This is a genomic window from Pseudomonas sp. CM27 (assembly GCF_013179515.1).
In the GTDB taxonomy this organism is placed as follows: domain Bacteria; phylum Pseudomonadota; class Gammaproteobacteria; order Pseudomonadales; family Pseudomonadaceae; genus Aquipseudomonas.
In genome coordinates this window covers 1-7,095 of sequence record NZ_JABMCN010000292.1, presented here as the reverse complement: position 1 = coordinate 7,095, position 7,095 = coordinate 1, and the positions used below count along the sequence as shown (strand labels likewise).

Annotated in this window: 4 protein-coding genes; all 4 read left to right on the top strand. The window is 66.6% G+C overall.

Annotated features, from left to right (window positions below):
* Nucleotides 1-2 precede the first annotated feature (2 nt).
* Nucleotides 3-1,559, top strand: coding sequence for a glycogen synthase GlgA (gene glgA, locus HP547_RS25805; protein ID WP_372242941.1), 1,557 nt, complete (start codon nt 3-5; stop codon nt 1,557-1,559).
* A gap of 14 nt (nt 1,560-1,573) precedes the next feature.
* Complete coding sequence (gene treZ, locus HP547_RS25800) at nt 1,574-3,316, top strand: malto-oligosyltrehalose trehalohydrolase (protein WP_172232682.1); 1,743 nt, start codon at nt 1,574-1,576, stop codon at nt 3,314-3,316.
* Nucleotides 3,313-5,382: a 4-alpha-glucanotransferase gene (gene malQ, locus HP547_RS25795; RefSeq protein WP_172288232.1), complete on the top strand. Its 2,070-nt coding sequence runs from the start codon at nt 3,313-3,315 to the stop codon at nt 5,380-5,382. Before treZ ends, malQ begins: the two co-directional genes overlap by 4 nt.
* A partial coding sequence (gene treY, locus HP547_RS25790; protein ID WP_172288230.1) for a malto-oligosyltrehalose synthase occupies nt 5,379-7,095 on the top strand: 1,717 nt, incomplete at its 3' end. The genes malQ and treY, both read left to right, overlap by 4 nt.

The window sequence follows — 7,095 nt, the reverse complement described above, 5'->3', positions numbered from 1 at the left end:
TGATCAGTGCCGCTGTCGAGCCTCACGTAGACACCTTTACCTCGGACAACCGCGAACCAGTCACCCCGGATTTCGCTACGACAGGCATGGCACCCGGCGCTCAGCGCCAGCACAACCCCAACAAGCGCAAAGTGCTGTTCGTAACCTCGGAATTCGCCGACCTGGTAAAAACCGGCGGCCTGGGCGATGTCTCCGCCGCCCTGCCTCGTGCCATGGCCCACTTGCATGATGTGCGCGTACTGATCCCCGGTTACCCGCAAGTGATGGAAAGCGACAACCCCATCCATATCGTCGGGGCGCTGGGCGGGCACGCGGCGCTGCCGCCGTGCAAGATCGGGCGCATGGACCTGCCCGACGGCCTGGTCATCTATGTGCTGATCTGCCCAGAGCTGTACCAGCGGCCGGGTACCCCGTATGCCGCCGACAACGGCCGCGACTGGCCGGACAACCACATCCGTTTCGCCCGCCTTGGCCTGGCAGCTGCCGAGATTGCCGCTGGCGAGGGCATGATCCACTGGAAGCCTGAACTGGTCCACGCCCACGACTGGCCCGCAGGGCTGGCGCCCGCCTACATGCACTGGCGCGGGCTGAGCACGCCGACCCTGTTCACCATTCACAACCTGGCCTACCAGGGTGTGTACAGCCGTGGCTGCAGCCCGGAGCTGGCCATCCCGGACCACGCCATGCAGCAGGAAGGCATGGAGTTCTACGGCAAGCTGTCGTTCCTCAAGGCCGGCCTGGCCTACTCCAGCCACATCACCACGGTAAGCGCTACCTACGCGCAGGAAATCACCACCCCCGAATTCGGCTGCGGCCTGGATGGCTTCCTCTCCAGCAAGGCGCAGCAAGGTTTGCTCGGCGGCATCCCCAACGGCATTGACGAGAGCTGGGACGCGGCCACCGACAAGCACCTGCAGCACAACTTCAGCATGAACGACTGGGCAGGCAAGGCACGCAACACCCAGGAAGTGCGCGAGCTGTTCGATCTCGAACCCTCCGAGGGCCCGCTGTTTGCCGTGGTCTCGCGCTTGGTCTACCAGAAAGGCCTGGACCTGACCTTGGGTGTGGCCGACTACATTGTCGAGCAAGGCGGGCAGATTGCGATCATTGGCCGTGGCGAGCCAGAGGAAGAGCAGGCCATGCGCGAGCTCGCGCTGCGCCACCCCGGCCGCATCGGCGTGCGCATCGGTTTCAACGAAACCGACGCCCGGCGCATGTTCGCCGGTAGCGACTTCCTGTTGATGCCGTCGCGCTACGAGCCCTGTGGCCTCAGCCAGATGTATGCGCAGCGCTTCGGCTCACTGCCGGTGGCGCGCAACACCGGCGGGCTGGCCGACACCATCGAAAACGGCGTCACCGGCTTCCTGTTCGACGAATCCACCGTGGAAAGCTACCGCGAAGCCCTCAGCCGTGCCTTTTATATCTACCAGAAGAAGGACCTGCTCAATGCCATGCGTTGCCTGTCGATGACCCAGCCGTTCAACTGGTGCCAAGCCGTGGAACCCTACGCACGGTTGTACGAGGACCTGGTCAAGCAGGCCCACCTGGCGCATTACTGAGAAAGGGGCCGAAGATGCACAGGCATGGCGCACACTTGCTGGACGCCACGTCGGCGCGCTTCGCCCTCTGGGCACCCGATGCGCGCAGCGTGAGCGTAATACTGGAGCAGCAGCCGGCCATTGCGCTGCTGCCCGATGAGGATGGCTGGTACACCGGGATCGGCCCGGCCAGGCCCGGTAGCAACTACCACTTCCTCGTCGACGGAAAACTGCAGGTAGCCGACCCCGCGTCGCGCTACCAACCCGAAGGCGTGCATGGGCCTAGCCAGGTAGTGGACATTGCCAGCTACGCCTGGCAACACAGCTGGCAAGGCCGGCCTTGGCACGAGGCCGTGATTCAGGAACTGCACGTCGGTGTGCTGGGCGGTTACGAAGGCGTGGCCAGCCATTTGCCACGCCTTGCCGCCACAGGTATCACCGCGATCGAGCTGATGCCGGTCGGTCAGTTTCCCGGGGACCGCAACTGGGGCTACGACGGTGTGCTGCCCTTTGCCGCGCAGCATAGCTACGGCAGCCCGCAACAGTTGTGCAGCCTGATCGACCAGGCCCATGGCCATGGCCTGATGGTCATGCTCGATGTGGTGTACAACCACTTCGGCCCGGACGGCAACTTCCTGCACCAGTACGCCAGCCCGTTCTTCCGTGAAGACCGGCAGACGCCCTGGGGCGCGGCCATCGATTTCCGCCGCCCGCAAGTACGCGAGTACTTCATCCAGAACGCCCTGATGTGGCTGTGCGACTACCGCTTCGACGGTTTGCGCCTGGACGCGGTGCACGCCATTGACCAGCCCGATTTTCTCATCGAACTGGCGCAACGTGTGCGGGCGGCGGTCGAACCCGGCCGCCAGGTGTGGCTGGTGCTGGAAAACGAACACAACCAGGCGTTCCTGCTGGAACAAGGCTTTGACGCGCAATGGAACGATGACGGCCACAACGCGCTGCACGTACTGCTGACCGGCGAAACCGAAGGCTATTACGAAGACTACAGGGACAAGCCGATCGACAAGCTGGCCCGCTGCCTGGGCGAAGGGTTCGTGTTCCAGGGCGACATCAATCGCAACGGGCAACCCCGGGGCGAGCCGAGCGGGCACCTGTCGCCCAGTGCTTTTGTGCTGTTCCTGCAAAACCATGACCAGATCGGCAACCGTGCGCTGGGTGAGCGCCTTACCCGGCTGTGCCCGCCAGCGGCATTGCGGGCAGCCACCGGCTTGCTGCTGCTGAGCCCGATGATTCCGCTGCTGTTCATGGCCGACGATGACGGCAGCCGCGCGCCGTTCCTGTTCTTCACCGATTTCCACGACGAGCTGGCCGATGCGGTGCGCGAAGGCCGCCGCGGCGAATTCGCCCATTTCGCAGCATTCGCCGACCCCGAACAGCGCCAGCGCATACCTGACCCGAACGCCCGGTCAACCTTCGACACCTCGCGCCCAGATGGCCACGATGTGCTCGCTGGCTGGCACGGCCTGTACCAACAACTGCTGGCGGTACGGCGCACACAGCTGGTGCCCCGCCTCCCGGGCACCCGAGCCTTGGGCGCTGAGGTGCTGGGCGACAAGGCACTCAGCGCCAGCTGGCGGCTGGGGGATGGCAGCACGCTGCGCATCGACCTCAACCTTGCCGCCCAGGCCCAGCCATTGCCGCAGCCTGCTGCCGGCATGCGCCTGTTCGACAGCAGCAACAACGCCCACCCCGACACCCACCTTTCCCCTTACAGCTGCGTGGTCACCCTGCTGCCCGCCGGCCAGGAGGCGCCATGAGCGAACCCTTGCTACACCAGCTGGCCCAGCGAGCCGGGCTGGCGCGCGACTGGATCGACGCCAACAACCGCCCGCAGCACGTCAGTGACGAAGTGCTGCGCCAGGTACTGGAAGCGCTCGGCCACCCCGCCGCAGACGATGCCCAACTGCGTGACAGCCTGGCCAATATCGCGCACAGCGATGACGCCGAGCATGTGCCGCCGCTGCTGACGGCGGATGCAGGCAAGCCGCTGGCGCTGCGGCGCTACTTCGCAGCCGGCAGCCCGGTGCAGTGCCGCCTCGAGGACGGTACCGAACTGCAATTGCGCCTCGATGCCGAAAGCCGGTTACCGGGCCAACTGCCGGTGGGTTACCACCAGCTGCAAGTCGAAGGCCATGCATTCACGCTGGCCGTTGCGCCCGCGGGCTGCGTGTCCCTGCACGACCGGGTCAACGAACCGCCCGCACGTTGCTGGGGGCTCTCGGCGCAGTTGTACAGCCTGCGCCGCCCCGGCGATGGCGGTTTCGGCGACTGCATGGCCCTGGAGCAGCTGGCACGCAGCGCCGCCGAACGCGGGGCCGATGCATTGGCCATCAGCCCGATCCACGCGCTTTCGGCATTCGATCAGCAACACTACAGCCCGTACTCGCCGTCGAGCCGGTTGCTGCTCAACACCCTGTACGCCAGCCCCGCTGCGATCCTCGGCGAGCGCGCCATGCGCCTGGCCGTGCAGGCCTGCGGGCTGGAGCAGACGCTGGAACGGCTCGAGCAGGAACCACTGGTGGACTGGCCTCGGGCAGCCGAAGCGCGCCACGGGCTGTTGCAGGCGTTGTACAAGGACTTCAGCCAGGGCGAACACCCGCAGCGCAGCGACTTCGACAGTTTTCGCGAGGCAGCTGGCGAAGCGCTGGAACACCATTGCCGTTTCGAAGTGCTGCAGGCCGAAGCCGTCGACCGGGGCCTGGGTGCCGACTGGCGCAACTGGCCAGAGGCCTGGCGAGACCCCTACCATGCCGAAGTGCAGAGCTTTGCCGCCAGCTACCCGGCCCGCATCGAGTTCCACGCATTCTGCCAGTGGCTGACCGAACGCAGCCTGCAACGCGCCCAGGAAGCGGCGCGCGGCAACGGCATGGCGATCGGCTTGATCGCCGATCTGGCAGTGGGTGCCGACGGTGCCGGCAGCCAGGCGTGGAGCCGCCAGGATGAGTTGCTGGCCAAGCTGACGGTGGGTGCGCCGCCCGACATCCTCAACCGCTCCGGCCAGGCCTGGGGCATCTGCGGGTTTTCGCCGGAAGGCCTCAAACGCAACGGCTACCGCGCCTTCATCGAGATGCTGCGGGCCAACCTGGCACACGCTGGCGGCCTGCGCATCGACCACGTGATGGGCCTGCGTCGGTTGTGGGTGATCCCCCCTGGGGCCAAGCCCAGCGACGGCGCCTACCTGAACTACCCACTGGACGACCTGCTGCGCCTGCTGGCGCTGGAATCGGTGCGCCATGAAGCCATCATCCTGGGCGAAGACCTGGGTACCGTGCCCGAAGGGCTGCGGGAGGCTCTGGCGGAAAAGAACGTGCTGGGCATGCGCGTACTGCCATTCGAGCAAGCGTCGCCTGGCAACTTCACCCCGATTCTGGACTGGCCGGACAACGCGCTGGCCACCACCGGCACCCACGACCTGGCCCCGCTGGGCGGCTGGCTGCAGAACCGCGATATCGACTGGAGCCAGCGGTTGCAGCTGATCGACGCTGCCACCGAACTGCACTGGCGCCATGATCGGCAGAAAGAACACGCCGGCCTGCGCCGCACGCTGGAATCCAACTATGGCCCGCTTGAGGACAACGACGCCGTGATCGACGCCGCCATACGCTATGTTGGCCACACCCGCGCCCCGCTGGTGCTGGTCCCCCTCGAAGACCTGCTGGGCTGCGACGAGCAGCCCAACCTGCCGGGCACCACCAGCGGCCACCCCAACTGGCGCCGACGCTTCGCCCGGCCGGCGCGTGAACTGTTGGACGACGAAGACGCCGCACGGCGCCTGGAACTGCTGGCACAGGCCCGCGAGCAGGCGTGGGAGCGTGACCGATGAAGCCGCTGACCGCCACCGTGCGGCTACAGTTTCACAGCGACTTCACACTCGATCACGCCGTACCGCTGGTGCCGTACTTCGCCCAACTGGGCATCAGCCATGTTTACGCATCGCCCATTCTCAAGGCCCGCGCCGGCTCACGCCATGGCTACGACGTGGTCGACCCTACCCGGGTCAACCCGGAACTGGGCGGTGAAGCAGCACTCGAACGGCTGGTGGCCGCCCTGCGCCAGCACGGCATGGGGCTGATCCTCGACACCGTGTCCAACCACATGGCCGTGGGCGGCGCCGACAACCCTTGGTGGCAGAGCCTGCTGGCCTGGGGCAGGCGCAGCCCCTATGCCGAGTTCTTCGACATCCAGTGGCACTCCAGCGACCCGTTGCTGGCCGGTCAGTTGCTGCTGCCATTCCTGGGCAGCGACTACGGCCTGGCGCTGAAGAATGGCGAGCTGCCGCTGCAGTTCGACAAGCACCAGGGGCTGCTGCAGGTCGCCCATTACGAGCACCGCTTCCCGATCTGCCCGATCGACTATGGCTGGATTCTGGCCCTTAGCCCGGACCCTGCGCTGCAGGCCCTGGCCGAGCACTTCACCGCGCTGGAGGCGTCGGCCACGCCGCTGGCCGATGCACTCCCGCTGCAAGCCGAACTGGCGCGCCTGGTGCACGAAGGCGCCGATCTGGAATCGGCCCTGGTGGCCTTCGACAGCCGCAGCGAAAACGGCTTCAAGCGCCTGCACCTGCTGCTGGAGCGCCAGACCTACCGCCTGGCCAGCTGGCGCACGGCCGCCGACGACATCAACTGGCGGCGCTTTTTCGACATCAACGAGCTGGGCGGCCTGCGCGTCGAACGTGCCGTGGTGTTCGAAGCCACCCACGCCAAGCTGTTCGAGCTGATCGAACGCGGCCTGGTGGATGGCCTGCGTATCGACCATATCGACGGCCTGGCCGACCCGCGTGGCTACTGCCGCAAACTGCGCCGCCGGGTCGAGAGCCTGCTGGCGCGGCGCCCGCTTAACGCGGCCCTGGAGCACTTCCCGATCTACGTGGAAAAAATCCTCGGCGCCAACGAACACCTGCATCGCGACTGGCTTACCGACGGCACCACCGGCTACGAGTTCATGAACCAGGTGTCGCTGCTGCAACACGACCCCGCAGGCGAAGCGCCGTTGACTGAGCTGTGGGCCAACGTGACAGAGCGCCCCGATTTCCCCGAGGAGGTACGCCTGGCGCGGCACCTGGTGCTCAACGCCAGCCTGGCCGGCGACTGCGAGTCGGTGGCCCAGGCGCTGTTGCAGGTGGCACGCAACGACCTCATGACCCGCGACCTGACCCTGGGTGCGATCCGCCGGGCGCTGCAGGCGCTGGTGGCGCATTACCCGGTGTACCGCACCTACTTCAATGCCTGCGGCCGCCCTGCCCAGGACGAAGCGTTCTTCCAGCAGGCACTGGCCAACGCCCGGCACGACCTCAGCGAAGCCGACTGGCCGTTGCTCGAACAGCTTGAGCAATGGCTGGGTGGGCACGCCTGGCGCCAGCTGCCCCCTGGCCGAGCGCGCAAGCAGTTGCGCCACGCCTGCGTGCGCTTCCAGCAACTGACCGCACCCAGCGCCGCCAAGGCCGTGGAAGACACCGCCTTCTACCGCAGTGCCCGGCTGCTGTCGCGCAACGACGTGGGCTTTGAGGCCGAGCGTTTCAGTGCGCCACTGGAGGCCT

What these genes read in the sequence shown, in the direction of transcription:
- treZ (WP_172232682.1), top strand. Translation starts at nt 1,574, where the DNA reads ATGCACAGGCATGGCGCACACTTGCTGGACGCCACGTCGGCGCGCTTC.
- malQ (WP_172288232.1), top strand. Translation starts at nt 3,313, where the DNA reads ATGAGCGAACCCTTGCTACACCAGCTGGCCCAGCGAGCCGGGCTGGCG.